Source organism: Francisella salimarina (assembly GCF_007923265.1).
Taxonomy (GTDB): Bacteria; Pseudomonadota; Gammaproteobacteria; order Francisellales; family Francisellaceae; genus Francisella; species Francisella salimarina.
In genome coordinates this window covers 237,493-253,180 of record NZ_VOJA01000004.1, presented here as the reverse complement: position 1 = coordinate 253,180, position 15,688 = coordinate 237,493, and the positions used below count along the sequence as shown (strand labels likewise).

Genomic DNA, 15,688 nt, shown 5'->3' with positions numbered 1-15,688 from the left:
AATATAAAAAATGATAATAACAAAAGAAGTTGAGTATCGTGGAGACGGTGTTTTATTAAAAGGTTTCTGTGCGTACCCTGATAGAGGTGCGCACTTACCAGCAGTATTAGTTGCTCCAACATGGGCAGGTAGAGACAACTTTGCTTGTGAGAAAGCTATAGCGATGGCTAAAAGAGGCTACCTAGGATTTGCTATAGATATCTATGGTGAGGGCAAAGTAGGTAGCTCTAAAGAAGAAAATGCTGCTCTTATGAATAATCTATTAGAAGATAAATATGCACTGATGACTAGGCTAAGATCAGCATTTAATGTTGTTAGAAAAATGCCTCGTGTTGATAAGTCAAGTATTTCTGCAATAGGTTTCTGCTTTGGTGGTCGATGTGTCTTAGATATGGCTAGATCGAACTTTGAGTTAAAAGCAGCTATTAGTTTCCATGGATTACTAGAATCCAACATCGTCAAAGAACAAAATATAGATACAAAGATATTAGTACTACACGGCTATAATGACCCTATGGTACCACCAGAGCAAGTCAATAAATTCCAGCAAGAGATGGATATGCGCAAGGCTGAATGGCAATTACATACTTTTGGTAATACGTATCATGCCTTTACAAACCCTAATGCTAATGATCTGGAGTTTGGTACAGTATTTAACAAACTATCAAATAAAAGAGCCTGGAAGCTTGCTGAAGATTTCTTGAGAGAAACTTTTGTTAGTGGGTATTTTTAAATAATGATCTTAATAGTAAATAACTTGTATATCTATAGATAATTAACTATTATCATTATATGGTCTTTAAAATTAATTTTAATTAAAGATTATACATTATGTGCTTATCAAGAATTAAGAGGAGAATACATATGAAAAAGCTACTATTAATCCCTATTATGCTAATAATTATGACAACACTTGTAACTAGCTGTCACCATCATCACAAAAAACAAGAATATAGTAACTAATATTAATCTTCCGATAAAGTTTTAGTATTCAAGAAATAATGTCATCCTCTTACTTAGTATCTTTCATGATACCAATGTATGGCAACTGGCGATATCTATCATTATAGTCTAAACCATAACCAACTATAAACTTATCCTCAATTTCAAAGCATATATAGTCTAGGTTTACTTCTCTTTCTAGCCTAGCTGGTTTGAATAGTAAAGTCGCGAATTTCAAGCTCTTTGGTTCTAGCTCATTTATACCATCCATAAGCTTATGGTAAGTATGTCCAGTATCCACAATATCTTCGACTATAATTACATTTTTACCTTGGATATACTCTTTTTTCAAAGAACCAATAGTAGAGATTACCTTACCCGAACTAACTGTACCAGAACCATAAGACGAAGCCGTCACAAAGTGAGTTCTTAGATCAACTTCTAGCTTCCTAGTTAGATCTGCAAAAAACATAAATGAGCCTTTTAGTACACAAATCAATACAATCTCTTGACCTGCATAATCTTTATTTATTTTATCAGCTAGCTTTGTAATCTCAGTTTCTAGCTGCTCGGCACTTATATATACTTCTGTATTATCTTTAGCAAAACTCATAACTAACCCTTTTTGAAATAATCTTCAAAGAATAAAATCTGTTCTCTAGATGGGCCATAAGCCAATGAGGATATTGGAATACCAATATGATTTTCTATAGTTCTTAAATATGTTTTAAGAGCAGTTGGCATATTTTCTTTCGTCACAACTTCATCAAGAGAGAACGGTTCCATATCTACCAATATAGGCTCGACCTTGTATAGATCTATGCCTGGATAAGCACAGAATATTTCTTTGCCTTCATACTTATAACCTATACATATTTTTAGAGTGTCTAAGTCTGAAAGCACATCTACTTTTGTCAAAGCTATAGATGTAAGATTTGAGCATTTAGCCGAGTATTTAAGTAATGGTAAGTCTAGCCAACCGCATCTACGTGTTCTGCCCGTAGTTACACCTATCTCACCACCTTTCTTCTGAATAAAGCTACCCACATCATCAAATAACTCAGTAGGGAAAGGACCCTCACCAACTCTAGTAGTATAAGCTTTTGTGATACCTATTACATGATCAAGACTATGTCCTGCAGTTGTTGCACCTGAATACACACCAGCTACAGATGTGCTTGAAGATGTTACAAATGGGTATGTACCATAATCAATATCTAAGAGTACTCCTTGTGCACCTTCATACACAACATTTTTACCTGCAGCAATCGCTTGATCAATTATTGAGAAAGTATCAGCTGAATACTGTTGAAGCTTTTGACCTAATGTATACAATCTATCAAACTCTTCTTCTAAAGATGGATACTCAACTTTATAAAGATCTCTAAATAATGTCTCTTTCTCTGACAATGAAAGTGCTAATCTTGATCTTAAAACATCTTTGTTAAATAAATGTTTAAATTTGATACCTTTACGTGATACTTTGTCCTCATACGCAGGTCCAATACCTTTACCAGTTGTGCCTATTTTCTCAGTAGTACTACTTTCTCTAACAGCATCTAAAAGCTTGTGATATGAAGTAATAACCGTACAGGATTCTGAGACAAATAGATTATCTGCAGATATCTCAATACCAGTATCTTGTAAACGTGTAATTTCCGCATCTAGAGCTATTGGATCAACAACTACACCATGACCTATTACACATTTTGTGTGCTTATGCAAAACACCTGAAGGAATTAAATGAAGGAATGTTTTTTTACCATTTACGACCAGAGTATGCCCAGCATTATTACCACCTTGATAGCGAACAACTAGATCTGATTTTTCGGCTAATGTATCGGCAATCTTACCTTTGCCTTCATCGCCCCACTGTGCACCAACGATTACAATATTTGACATATTAAATTGAATATCTAAAGATTAAAGTTTTGATACTAAATATACTAATATATTAGTGAGTATTTTACTAGTAAAATATCTGATAAACAAAAGCGTTTTGACTGAGATTTTGTGATTAAAATTGTTATAATAAGATTTTAATTTTAAGCTTTAACACGCCAATAACAAGGAAAAATCATGTCAAAAATAAAAAGGGTCCTAATATCTGTATCTGATAAAACGGGTATTGTTGAATTTGCCAAAGAGTTAAGCAAACATAATGTCGAAATACTTTCAACAGGTGGAACATCAAAAACCCTTAAAGAAGCTGGTTTAAATGTAAAGGATGTATCTGATCACACTCAGTTCCCAGAAATTATGAATGGTCGCGTAAAAACTCTACACCCACTAGTTCACGGTGGTATTTTAGCAGATAGAGATAACTCTGAGCACCTACAAGCAATGACAGACAACAATATTGGTCAAATTGACATGGTTGTAGTTAATCTATACCCTTTTGTTAATACTGTTAAATCAGGCGCTGACTTTGACACTTGTATCGAAAATATCGATATAGGTGGGCCGTCAATGGTGCGTTCATGTGCAAAAAACCATAAGCACACAACTATCGTAACAAATCCCAATCAGTATGAAATAGTTGCAAAAGAAATTACAGATAATGACGGTCAAACAACTCTAGCTACTAGACGTAGTTTTGCTAAAGAAGCATTTGCTCATACTGCTGAGTATGATAGTCATATTGCAAACTGGTTCAGCAAAGAGTTAGATGAAGAATATCCAGAAAAACTATTCTCAGTAGGTACTCTAAAGCAAGTTCTAAGATATGGTGAAAATCCTCATCAGAAAGCAGCTGTGTACTCTACTGATACTGATTGTGTCAGCATTACAAATGCTAAGCAACTACAGGGTAAGGAGCTATCATACAACAACCTAAACGATGCTGATGGTGCTTTTGAAATGGTTTGTGAATACTCAGAACCCTCATGTGCGATTATCAAACATGCAAACCCTTGTGGTATCGCATCTGGTAAAAATGCTTTTGAAGCTTGGACAAAAGCCCTAGCTTGTGATCCAATTTCAGCTTTTGGTGGTATTGTTGCATTTAACTGCGAGGTTGATAAAAAATTTGCAGAATCTCTAGGCAAGATGTTCCTAGAAGTAATAATTGCTCCAAGCTATACTCAAGAAGCACTTGATATCTTAGCTGCTAAAAAGAACCTTAGAGTACTAGAGACTGGCAAAGTATTTGATACAAAATCATCACGTATGATTAGCAAAAATATTCATGGTGGGATTTTATCTCAATCTTATGACAACGGTGGTGTTGACATTACTGATTGCAAAGTTGTAACTGACAGAGCTCCAACTGACAAAGAGTGGGCTGACATGATGTTTGCTTGGAAAGCTGTTAAATATGTCAAATCTAATGCTATCGTCTATGCTAGAGATACTCAGACAGTTGGTATTGGTGCTGGACAAATGTCTCGTGTTGACTCTGCTAGAATTGGAGCAGAAAAAGCACAAGCTCATGAAGGTGCTAAAGGTTCTGCTGTGGCTTCAGATGCCTTTTTTCCATTTGCTGATGGTTTAGAGGAATGTATCAAAGCTGGTGCAACTGCTGTAATCCAACCAGGTGGTTCAAAGAATGACCAGGAAGTTATTGATGCTGCTAACAAAGCAGGTATCACTATGGTCTTCACAGGTATGAGACATTTTAGACATTAATCTTTTAAAAACATATATCTTATTTAAATCTTCTAATTGTATAGTCACTATTTTTAAGATAATGCTGATGTCAACAATGGCGATATCACTAATATTATTCCAACAAAAATAATAAAATAGATACTTTTAGTTCGATATTTCTCAAGACTAGGTATTTTAAAAACAATATACGCAGGCACCAAGCAACCCAATATACCAAAGACAGGTCCAGACAGAGGTACTAATTTATATACAGGAGCATCAAAAACTATCGAAAGCCATGTCATAAAAAAAATTATTCCTATCACAAGCGTATTTAGACTAAAAATACCCTTTGAGTCATCTTTTAGCCCTAATTTGATAGCACTATTTCGCAGCAAGCCTCTTAGGGACTCCTCCATACCTGCTAACACACTCAAAAAAGATGTCAAAATAGCACATAAGCTAATAATAATTCCACATGTATATATCAGCATATTTGATATGTGCTGTTTCTCTAAAAGTATAAATGCTGATTGATTATTTTGTGTTGCCTCTAATGCATCAGCTCTAGGAATAACTAGCGAAAATGATAAAACATAAAAACCAATAATAATAACCAAGATCACAAATGCTAAAGTCATAGTTTTTAAAGTTTTAGATAAAACAAAATCCTTATCTTTATTACCATAATACTTGCGATAGCCAATTACCATAGGGCTTAGAGATTGAATAAATAATATCGATGTCAAAGAAAATGGTAACATAATAATACTCTTAGCAACGAACTCGCCAGTATTTGTTGGCATTTCGACAACATTCTTAAGTGACCACAGTGGAATCAAAGATATAGATACCAAGATAATCGCTACAATTAATATAAACACCAAAAAAGTTGATACTCGTACAAATAGTTTCTGACTTTTCATTCCAGTGAATATCAGTACAATCATCAGTAAGGCACTATATAGTGCATTTTGTTCCAGATGCGGGTTTGAACTAATATCAAACATATACAAATATGCTGCTAATGATTTTGCAACAACTTCAGCATATATAATAGTCCATGTTAACATCATCAATAAATATACAGCTCCTAAAAAAACTGCCCATTTACTACCTAGTAATTCAGCTACAGTGTCCTTATATGTTTTTGGTTGTTTTGTAGCAAACAAAGTCTCTATGTATAGCTTTTGAAATAGATAAATACCAGGATAAGCTATTAGTATTGAGACAACAAAAACTACAAAACCTACAACCCCAACACTCACAGGCACCAATACAATACCGGCACCTACTGCCATACCAATACTGACAACTAACCAACCAAAATCAAATTTATCAAAATTTGCTAAACTTCTCATTTTCAAATAACTTGGATACACGTAATTATATTCTAGCTTTTTTGGCGGTGATTAAAAATGAAGAAATAAAAGATTACAAGACTATTTTTCTAAGAAACAACTATTGTTTCACCCACACTAAATTATTAGTATCAAAACCTAGTGCCTTAGCTTTTTTAACGAAATCATTTTTGACACTTTGTGGCACAGTTTTAGTTCTTGATAATAGCCATAAATAATTCTTATTAGCACCTGCAACGTAGGCATACTTATAATCATCGTCAAGCTTGAATACTACATAAGCTCCATAAAATGGTCTAAAGAAAGATACTTTGAGATATCCCTTATCATCTTCATCTACAAATTTAGCGATACCTGTTACATAACTTCTCTTACCAGTTGACGGTGTAACTCCACTATTTACCACTTTTATCGAACCATCTGGGTTTAAGCTATACTCAGCGTATACTTCTGTCATGCCCTTTTCAAAATTATTATCAAATCTAGCTATCTCATACCATTTACCTAAATATTTATCTGCCTGAAAGTTCTCCACAGGCTTAATATTATCAGGTTTTGTTACACAGCCAGTTAATAACACTGCAAGCAAAACCACAGCTATTGATAACATTTTTCTCATATTATTCACTTTTAATTTTTTATCCATTACCCAGTATAGTAAACTAATCATGATATTTAACTATAATTAAACTTTTTTAATATTATGCAACTAAGTTATTTTGATCTACTCAAAAAAAACGATTTAACAGAATATAAGCTTTTTATAATCACAGGTGATGAACCTTTACAAAAGCATAATATTATAGAAAAAATAACAGATCAGTTTAAAGCAAAGAGTTATGAAATTTCATATCATGATTTAAATGAGCAAAACTTAGATGTCTTGTATGGTGAAGTTGATAGTTTAAGCTTGTTTGCTATGGATAGGCTTATTCAATTTAGCTTTGATAAACCTCCTCAAAAAAAGCTCCAACAGGCTTTAGTTGATAAACTATCAAATGAAGATGATAATATTTATCTATTGGTTTTCAATGGCATGAAAAAACAAAATATCTCAGCTAAATGGTTCCAGAGCTTGGAGCATCGAGCTGTACACATACGTATTTTTCAACCCAACATAGATAATGCTATAAACATAATAGACTATGAAGCTAAACAACTGGGGCTAACTCTTACAAAAAGTGCTATTCAACTACTAGTCCAAAAAACAGAAGGTAATCTAATTGCCTCTAAACAAATCATCAAACTATTGTCTCGTCAAGAAGTCCAAAACTTTGATGAAAATACAATTCGCCCATTTATACATGAACATGCTAGTTTCGATATATTTGATTTATCTGAGGCCATTTTATCCCAACAAAAAACTAAAGCCCTAAAAATTCTAAATAGCATTTTAGCTGAAAATGATAAACCTCCCTTAATACTATGGGCTATCAAAAGAGAGCTTAGAATAATCTCTCAACTTAAAAACACTCAACCGACATATCATCAAAAGATATTCAAGGATAATAATATTTGGCCCTCAAAGCAGAAATTCTACATCAGTTTAGCTAATAGAGTTAATATCGACAAAATATCTACAGGTTTTGAAAAATGCCTAGAAGTTGACCTATACATCAAAGGCGCAAAAAAAGGTAATATCCGGCTTAAACTCAATGAAATAATTTTTGAAATTTTCTAGTTCAGTTTTGAGTTTTTTTATTGTTAAGCTATAAGTATTATTTACTTTTTTTAGACAGTTGATATTATTAATCAGGATTAATCAATCAATGTTAAGGAATATGTTAAAGATATGAAAGTAGTGACCGCTGAATATATATGGATTGATGGTTCAGATCCTGTACCTGGTCTTAGGTCTAAAGGAAGAGTTTTACCATTTAAAGATTTTGAGACAGCTGACGATTTCCCTGAGTGGAGTTTTGATGGCTCCTCTACAAATCAAGCTACTGGTGATAATTCGGACTGTATTTTAAAGCCCGTTAACTTTGTAATCGATCCACTGAGAGAATGTGGATACCTTGTTATGTGCGAAGTTTATAATCCAGATGGAGAGACTCCACATGCCACTAATAATAGAGCTAAACTAAGAAATTTACTAGCTAGTACAGACTGTCAAGATATGTGGGCAGGCTTTGAGCAAGAGTATACAATGTTCAAGAATGGTCGTCCATTAGGTTGGCCTGCTAATGGCTTCCCTGGACCTCAGGGACCGTATTACTGTAGTGCTGGTAATAGCAAAGCCTATGGTCGTGATTTAGTAGAAGCTCATATGCAAGCTTGCTTAGATGCTGGAATACTATTTTATGGTATCAATGCTGAAGTTATGCCTGGACAGTGGGAGTTCCAAATTGGTTACAGAGGTGTCGAAGGCGAAGATGCCGGAATACTTAACATATCTGATCATACACATTTAGCAAGATGGCTTTTAGAAAGACTTGGTGAAGAGTATGGTATAGATATTTCATTTGATAATAAGCCTATCAAAGGTGACTGGAATGGTGCAGGTCTTCATACAAATTTCTCTACAAGTAAAACAAGAGATCCAGAAACAGGTAGAGAAGCGATTAAGAAAATTTGCGCTTCATTAGAAAAAAATCATAAAACAGACATACTAAATTATGGACACAATCTTCATGAAAGATTAACAGGCGAATTAGAAACATCTGATATGAGTACTTTTAGTGTTGGAGATGCTGACAGAGGCTGTTCTATTAGAATCCCTAGACCTGTTGCTCTTAAGGGTTATGGCTACCTTGAAGATAGAAGGCCTGGTGCAAACTCTGATCCATATGTAGTTGCTATGGCTTTAGCAAACGCTGCTATTAACTAGCCTAAGCGTTTCTATATATTAAATCTCTCTTTTTTTATGTAAAATAAAATCCATACAATCTTCAAAACATATCTAAATGAAAACAAAAATGATTAGAGCTGGAGCTACTAGTGAAAACTACTATGCAAATATCTTTAATGCTATTAGTGATAAAGATGGTTTTTTGACAAAAACTGATGTATTAGCCATTTTAGATGATGCTGGTATAGCTAGCGATGATCCACGCACCAAAAAACTGAGAGCTGAACTAGATGGTTTAACGGTCATAGATAAAATTGACTTTAACAAATTCAAGGAAATGACCTTAGAGAGTAGTAGTATCATTGAAAAATCTGTCAATAAAGGCTTTATGATACCTAACTTTAAGGATTTCCAAAAAGAGATTAAAGAAATCTATGAAGAAACCAAAAAGAATGTATCTGGTAAAAATGCAGACTACATCCCCCAATTAGCGCGAGTAGATTCTGAGCTTTTTGCAGTTGCCTTTTGTAGTGTTGATGGCCAAATGATTACTTTGGGCGATTTCTTACATCCATATTGTGTACAATCCACTGCAAAAGCTATTACATACTGTATTGCAACAGAAGAAAATGGCGAGGATAAGGTTCACAAACATGTAGGCAGGGAACCAAGTGGTATTACGTTTAACGCAATCGCATTAAATAAGTATGATTTACCTCATAACCCAATGATAAACTCCGGCGCAATTATGACCTGCTCACTGATTAAACCCGAATGGAATTTAGCAGATAGATTTGAATACATAACAAATGTTTGGAAAAATTTAGCAGGTGGTGAATCTATTGGTTTTGATAATGCGGTATATCATTCTGAAAAAGAAACTGCCGATAGGAACTATGCCCTAGCTCACTTTATGAAAGAGGTTGGAGCATTTCCAGAAGGTACTAATATTCATACATCATTAGATTTCTACTTTCAAACATGCTCGATTCAGATCAATGCAAAAAAAATGGCTAAAATCATGGGATCAATTGCTAATGGTGGTATATGTCCTTTTACTCACAAAAAGATCTTTTCTCCGACAACAGTTCGTAACTGTTTATCTATGATGTACTCTTGTGGAATGTATGACTTCTCAGGTGAATACGCATTTTCTGTTGGACTGCCAGCAAAATCAGGCGTATCAGGTGCATTAGTCATAGCCATACCAAATGTTGGTGGTTTTGCAATATTTTCCCCACGCTTGGACAATAATCACAACTCTGTTAGGGGTGTAGAGTTTAGCAAAAGATTAGTAGAAAAATTTAGTTTCCACAACTATGACCATATCACTCATTGTGACAAAATTAATCCTATTGAGAGTAGAGTAACTATAGAGTCAAACCTAACTCTTGAACTAATCTGGGCTGCCAGTAATGGAGATCTATCAGAAATAAAAAGAGCTGTAGCATTAGGAGTTGATATTAGCAAAGGAGATTATGATAAAAGAACAGCTCTTCACTTGGCTGCTGCTGAAGGTCATGAAGATGTTGTCAAGTACCTCATCCGCAAAGGAGCAAACCCTACTATTAAAGACAGATGGGGTAAAACTCCTCTTGATGATGCTAGAGCTAATAGCCACAGTCATATTATAAGATTATTAGAAAAAGTTTCATCATAGAAACAGGTAAACTCTTATACTTAATATCATCTTTGCTTATATCTTATCAAATTATCTGATAATGGCTGGTTGCTTTTATTTTTTAACTCATATATCTTTACTACAGATTAATTAATTTAAAATCTACAAATGAGGATTTGATTCATGAGTAAATTCATTAATAAAATACTATCAGTAATAGAAATGTTCATATTTGGAATTCGCTGGCTTCAAGCGCCAATCTATTTGCTTTTATCACTAGTTTTATTTGGCTTTATCTACGAAATATATCATGAACTTCACCATTTATTTACTGCTTATAGTAGCATTGATGAAGATCAACTTATCATACTAGCTTTGACACTATGTGACGTTGTACTAGTAGCAAATCTTGTAGTAATTGTAGTAATAAGTGGCTATGAAAACTTCGTAAGTAAAATGAACCTTGATAAAAAAGGTGGTGGTCAACCTGTTTGGATTAAAAAGCTATCTCCAAATGCAGTTAAATTAAAGATTGCTGGCTCTATTATAGGTATTTCTTCAATATCTCTTTTGAAGAAGTTTCTAGAAGTATCTCATTCATCTGATAGAGATTTAGCATGGTCAGCAGCTATCCACTTAGTGTTTGTAATATCTGCACTACTAATCGCATTTACTTCATTTATAGAAGGTAAATCTCACAAAGCTAGTTATGATGATGACCACTAACTAGTTTTTTCTCACCTAAATATTTTATTTCCTACGTCCCAGATCTTCATCTTCAGGCCTACCCTGAATAATTCTAGTACGCTCATCACAAGAAACTAACATATTTTCATCAAATTTAAAGAAAGCATGAACTTCAGCTATTAGTTTACGATTATCCAGCTTGATATTAGCATATACTCTATGTAAAGAGGCTACCATATCACCCTCTTCTACTAGATGAACAAACTCAAATCTAACACTTTCAACAACTTCACGTTGTTTTTTGATGTGCTCAATAAAGCCCTCGTAATCAATCGCATAGCCATCAACAACTTGTTTATAATCTAAACGTACAAATTTTTGAATAAAATTTTCGGGATCAATATCTGGATTGTAGATATTTTCAAATAAAGATTTTAATAAGCTTTTTTTCGACACTTTTTACTCAGGCTTCATATGTGGGAACAATATTACATCTCTGATAGATTGCGAATTTGTCAGATACATTACTAATCTATCAATACCGATACCTTGACCTGCTGTAGGAGGCATACCATACTCTAATGCTCGGATATAATCTTTGTCATAAGGCATAGCTTCATCATCACCAGATGCTGCTGCTTCAACCTGCTTTCTGAAACGTTCCGCCTGATCTTCTGCATCATTTAGCTCGGAGAAGCCATTGGCAATCTCACGTGCACCAACAAAGAACTCAAATCTATCTGTAAACTCAGGATTACCATCTTGTCTACGCGCTAAAGGTGAAACTACAGCTGGATAATCTGTGATAAATGTAGGTTGAATTAGTTGATGCTCAACTGTTTCTTCAAATATTTCATTTATTAGGTGACCAAGCTCGTGATAGGCTTCTACTTTTATCTTCAACTTCTCAGCAACAACTTTTGCAGATTCAAATGTTGCTAAATCTTCTTTAGTAATATCATCATTATATTTAACAATTGAATCAACCATTGAAATACGCTCATACTTACCACCAAAGTTAATCTTATACTCACCATACTCAAGTATTTCACTACCTATAACCTCTTGTACAAGTTTAGACAACATATCTTCTGTTAGATCCATAAGATCATTATAATCAGCATACGCCATATAGAACTCTAGCATTGTAAATTCTGGATTATGACGTGAAGATACACCTTCATTTCTGAAGTTGCGGTTTATCTCATATACTCTCTCAAAGCCACCAACAACTAATCTTTTTAGATAAAGTTCCGGAGCTATACGTAAGTATAATGGCATATCCAAAGCATTATGATGTGTTTTAAATGGCTTAGCTGCTGCACCACCTTGTAAAACATGCATCATAGGAGTCTCTACTTCCATAAAATCCATATTATCAAAATAGTTACGGATAAAGCTGACGACTTTTGAACGAACTTTAAAAACTTCACGAGCTTTCTCATTTGTGATTAAGTCAACATATCTTTGACGATATCTCATCTCTTGATCTGCTAAACCGTGGAATTTATCAGGTAATGGTCTAATTGCTTTTGTTAGGATTTCAAAATGACTTGCCTCAACAGAAAGCTCGCCAGTATTTGTCTTAAACATAGTACCTGTAATGCCCACAATATCACCTAGATCACATAGGTTTTTGAAAGTATTGTACTGCCCTTCTGGTAAATCACTTTTTTTAAGATAAACCTGTATTCTACCTGAATAATCCTGTAACGTAATAAAAGAAGCCTTACCCATCACACGACGAAGTACAACTCTTCCTGTTACATTGTAAGTTTTTTTATTTTCTAACTCTTCTAGCTCTTGTTTTGAGTAATGTGCATATTTATTCTGTAAATCATGAGCAACTACATTTCTTCTAAAACCATTTGGATGACTGATACCGTTATTTTGATCTGCTAGTGTCTGAAGCTTTTCTTTCCTAAGCCCCATTTGCGAACTTTCTTGCATATCTGTTACATGTTTTTTAACAAGTACAGATATCTTCTCTTTTACGCTTTCATTTATCTCACTAATGCCTTCTAGAGATTTGCTAACTTGCTCTCTAAGCTTACCTCTTACAGCGTCTTTAACTGTAATATCATTAGCATCCAAATACTCTTTAATCGAATTTTTTATTAAATCTTTTAATTTACTACTCATTTTAAACCTTATTACATTCTCTACGGTTTTGTATATATCTCTGCGATGAAAAAACATATCGCTACAACCTATGTAGTAAGTAGCGAAACTTTATTTATCAAACTATTTATTATAACCCACTTTTTAGGCTAGCCTCAATAAACTTATCTAAATCACCATCTAAAACTGCTTGTGTATTTGTATTCTCAACACCGGTTCTTAAATCTTTGATTCGAGACTGGTCTAAAACGTAAGAACGAATCTGACTTCCCCAGCCAATATCAGCCTTTGTATCTTCGAGAGCATTTTTCTCAGCATTTCGTTTTTGCAGCTCCATTTCATATAGCTTTGATTTTAATTGCTTCATCGCACTATCACGGTTTTTATGCTGTGATCTATCACTTTGACTTTGTACAACTATATTTGTTGGGACATGCGTAATTCTTACTGCTGAATCAGTTTTATTGACATGCTGTCCACCAGCTCCTGATGCTCTATATGTATCAACACGAAGATCTGCTGGGTTAATCTCTATATCAATATCGTCATCAACTTCAGGTGATATAAATACCGATGCAAAAGATGTATGACGTTTGCTATTTGAGTCAAATGGCGATTTTCTTACTAGTCGATGAATCCCTGTCTCAGTTCTCAGCCAGCCATAAGCATATTCACCTTCTATTTTTAGAGTACAGCCCTTAATACCTGCAACATCACCATCTGATACATCATCAACAGTGATCTTGAAACCGTGACTATCTGCCCAACGCATATACATACGCATTAGCATCTCTGCCCAATCCTGTGCTTCTGTACCACCTGAACCTGATTGAATATCCAAAAAAGCATTATTAGAATCCATCTCTCCAGAGAACATTCTTCGAAATTCTAACTTTTCTATCTCGCTAGTTACATCTTGAGTATCTTTTGCAATTTCTTGCATCAAAGATTCATCTTCTTCAGCAAGCTCAAGTAGCTCTGTTAAAGTTTCTAGAGTTTCATAAATATGTTCACAACCATTTACAACATTCTCAAGTTCTACTTTTTGTCTACCTAGGTTTTGTGCATATTCAGGATTATCCCATATAGAGCCATCTTCAAGCTCCATTAAGACTTCAGTTAGCTTTTCTTTTTTGACATCATAGTCAAAGATAGTCCCGTAGAGATTCAATACGGGCCGTTAGATCTTTTAATACAATTTTGTAATTTATAGATTCCATTTTATTGATTTTTATTGATTAGAATTTGTGTATAGATTTTATATTTTTGTGCTGAATTTTACAAACAAAGAGTATTCAAAGTTATTTAAATACTCTCTTATTCTTTTAACCTAACTCTGCTATCATTTAGTATAAGATTTCTAATAAAAATTTTACAGATGTCATATCAAGCATTAGCTCGTAAATATAGACCACAATCATTCTCAGAAGTTGCAGGACAACAGCATGCGCTTAATAGCCTAGTACATGCTCTAGAAACACAAAAAGTCCATCATGCCTATTTATTTACAGGCACTCGTGGCGTAGGTAAAACAACACTTGGTAGATTACTAGCAAAATGTCTAAACTGCAAAACTGGTGTTACAGCAGAGCCATGTAACAAATGTGAAAACTGTCTAGCAATTAATAATAATAGTTTTATAGATTTGATTGAGATTGATGCTGCATCGCGTACAGGAGTCGAAGAGACAAAAGAGATTCTAGATAATATACAATACATGCCATCTCAAGGTCGCTATAAAGTATATCTGATAGATGAAGTTCACATGTTATCCAAACAGAGCTTTAACGCACTACTAAAAACATTAGAAGAGCCACCTGAATATGTCAAATTTATATTGGCAACCACAGATTATCATAAAATACCAGTCACAATACTTTCACGTTGTATTCAACTACATCTAAAGCATATCTCACAATCAGACATCAAGGATCAGCTAAAAGTAGTTCTTAATAAAGAAAATATAAGCTCAGATGAGCAATCACTAGACTACATTGCTTATCATGCAAAAGGTAGTCTAAGAGATGCTCTAAGTTTACTTGACCAAGCTATAAGCTTTTGTAGTGGTGAACTTAAGCAAGCTCAAATTAAACAAATGCTTGGGATTATAGATAGTGAAGAGGTCTATAATATTATCGAAGCTATTATAGACAATAACCCAAGTGCGGTATTACCTGCTGTAAAAAATTTAACTCTTACAGAAAGCAATGCTGATGCAGTGCTAGATAGAATCGCTGAGATATGGTTTGCATGTTGTATTTATAGTTTTACACAGTCGCTAGATGCCATCGATGATATTGATGTTGATATCATCAATAAGGTTCTTGGCAAAATATCAGTAGAACAAGCACACTTCTTATATCAACTGACTATCACAGCCAAAAAGGATATCTCCCTTGCACCCAGCTTTGAAACTGGAGTGACAATGGCTGTACTTAGACTGATAGCCTTCCAAAAAAAAAATTTAACTAGTAACCATTCATTAACAACTGGCTCAAATATCTCTTCAGAGACTAAAAATGACATCAAAGCCCTAAAGAATGCTTTGCAGCCACAGCCACAACCACAACCACAACC

At 34.2% G+C, this 15,688-nt stretch carries 14 protein-coding genes; 7 read left to right on the top strand and 7 right to left on the bottom strand.

What is annotated here, in order from left to right:
• The first annotated feature begins 10 nt into the window (after positions 1-10).
• Positions 11-733 carry a dienelactone hydrolase family protein gene (locus FQ699_RS06685; RefSeq protein WP_146421688.1) on the top strand — a complete coding sequence of 241 codons (723 nt, stop codon included), beginning with the start codon at positions 11-13 and terminating at the stop codon, positions 731-733.
• Positions 734-1,012: 279 nt separating this feature from the next.
• Here FQ699_RS06685 and hpt read toward each other — a convergent pair whose 3' ends face one another.
• Positions 1,013-1,555: a hypoxanthine phosphoribosyltransferase gene (gene hpt / locus FQ699_RS06680; protein WP_012280086.1), complete on the bottom strand. Its 543-nt coding sequence runs from the start codon at positions 1,553-1,555 to the stop codon at positions 1,013-1,015.
• A gap of 2 nt (positions 1,556-1,557) precedes the next feature.
• Entirely contained in the window at positions 1,558-2,844 is a 1,287-nt protein-coding gene (locus FQ699_RS06675) for an adenylosuccinate synthase (protein WP_146421687.1), read from the bottom strand.
• Positions 2,845-3,021: 177 nt separating this feature from the next.
• Here FQ699_RS06675 and purH point away from each other — a divergent pair, with 177 nt between their 5' ends.
• Positions 3,022-4,569 carry a bifunctional phosphoribosylaminoimidazolecarboxamide formyltransferase/IMP cyclohydrolase gene (gene purH / locus FQ699_RS06670; RefSeq protein ID WP_146421686.1) on the top strand — a complete coding sequence of 516 codons (1,548 nt, stop codon included), beginning with the start codon at positions 3,022-3,024 and terminating at the stop codon, positions 4,567-4,569.
• A gap of 53 nt (positions 4,570-4,622) precedes the next feature.
• Here purH and FQ699_RS06665 read toward each other — a convergent pair whose 3' ends face one another.
• Together FQ699_RS06665 and FQ699_RS06660 are read right to left on the bottom strand one after the other, a co-directional pair.
• Entirely contained in the window at positions 4,623-5,891 is a 1,269-nt protein-coding gene (locus FQ699_RS06665) for an aromatic amino acid transport family protein (protein ID WP_146421685.1), read from the bottom strand.
• 100 nt (positions 5,892-5,991) lie between these two features.
• Complete coding sequence (locus tag FQ699_RS06660) at positions 5,992-6,510, bottom strand: lipocalin family protein (RefSeq protein WP_146421684.1); 519 nt, start codon at positions 6,508-6,510, stop codon at positions 5,992-5,994.
• Between the two features lie 84 nt (positions 6,511-6,594).
• On the opposite strand from FQ699_RS06660, the gene holA reads away from it, so the two are divergent.
• The 4 genes from holA to FQ699_RS06640 all read left to right on the top strand — a co-directional run bounded on the left by holA (position 6,595) and on the right by FQ699_RS06640 (position 11,029).
• Entirely contained in the window at positions 6,595-7,572 is a 978-nt protein-coding gene (gene holA, locus FQ699_RS06655) for a DNA polymerase III subunit delta (RefSeq protein WP_146421683.1), read from the top strand.
• Positions 7,573-7,683: 111 nt separating this feature from the next.
• Positions 7,684-8,721 (top strand): glutamine synthetase beta-grasp domain-containing protein, encoded by a 1,038-nt coding sequence (locus FQ699_RS06650; protein ID WP_146421682.1) that lies wholly within the window; start codon positions 7,684-7,686, stop codon positions 8,719-8,721.
• A 76-nt stretch (positions 8,722-8,797) separates the two neighbouring features.
• Positions 8,798-10,342 carry a glutaminase A gene (gene glsA, locus FQ699_RS06645; protein WP_146421681.1) on the top strand — a complete coding sequence of 515 codons (1,545 nt, stop codon included), beginning with the start codon at positions 8,798-8,800 and terminating at the stop codon, positions 10,340-10,342.
• A gap of 144 nt (positions 10,343-10,486) precedes the next feature.
• On the top strand, positions 10,487-11,029 hold the full coding sequence (locus FQ699_RS06640; protein ID WP_146421680.1) for a TIGR00645 family protein: 543 nt from the start codon (positions 10,487-10,489) through the stop codon (positions 11,027-11,029).
• Positions 11,030-11,053: 24 nt separating this feature from the next.
• On the opposite strand, the gene FQ699_RS06635 is transcribed toward FQ699_RS06640, so the two are convergent.
• The 3 genes from FQ699_RS06635 to prfB form a co-directional block, all read right to left on the bottom strand.
• On the bottom strand, positions 11,054-11,446 hold the full coding sequence (locus tag FQ699_RS06635; protein ID WP_146421679.1) for a nuclear transport factor 2 family protein: 393 nt from the start codon (positions 11,444-11,446) through the stop codon (positions 11,054-11,056).
• Between the two features lie 3 nt (positions 11,447-11,449).
• Positions 11,450-13,132: a lysine--tRNA ligase gene (gene lysS, locus FQ699_RS06630; RefSeq protein ID WP_146421678.1), complete on the bottom strand. Its 1,683-nt coding sequence runs from the start codon at positions 13,130-13,132 to the stop codon at positions 11,450-11,452.
• 109 nt (positions 13,133-13,241) lie between these two features.
• A protein-coding gene (gene prfB, locus FQ699_RS06625; protein ID WP_218961591.1) for a peptide chain release factor 2 occupies positions 13,242-14,331 on the bottom strand; the annotation gives its coding sequence in 2 pieces (ribosomal slippage) (positions 13,242-14,258 and positions 14,260-14,331; 1,089 coding nt in all).
• 158 nt (positions 14,332-14,489) lie between these two features.
• On the opposite strand from prfB, the gene dnaX reads away from it, so the two are divergent.
• The coding region (gene dnaX, locus FQ699_RS06620; RefSeq protein WP_146421891.1) for a DNA polymerase III subunit gamma/tau at positions 14,490-15,688 on the top strand (1,199 nt) is incomplete at its 3' end.